At 61.2% G+C, this 227-nt stretch carries 1 protein-coding gene; it reads left to right on the top strand.

Going from position 1 to position 227, the window contains the following annotated elements; genetic code table 11:
* On the top strand, positions 1–227 hold a 227-nt coding region (locus KJQ96_RS39690), incomplete at both ends, for a DUF2231 domain-containing protein (protein WP_213291294.1).

Below are 227 nucleotides of genomic sequence, written 5' to 3' on the forward strand. Positions count from 1 at the left end.
TTTCCGGTCGCCTGCTTCGTCCTCGCATTCGTCTCAGACGTGGCGTTCTGGCGAACCTCGAACGAATTCTGGGCCAGCGCGTCGCTCTGGCTGCTGGGAATAGGCCTGATCATGGCTGCGCTCGCGGCGATCGTGGGCGTGATCGACCTGATGGGAGACGATCGCATCCGCAATCTCAATGACGCTTGGCTGCATGCCGGCGGCAATGTCGTTGCGGTCTTGATCGA

Origin of the sequence: Bradyrhizobium sp. sGM-13 (genome assembly GCF_018398875.1) — a bacterium.
Classification (GTDB): Bacteria; Pseudomonadota; Alphaproteobacteria; order Rhizobiales; family Xanthobacteraceae; genus Bradyrhizobium.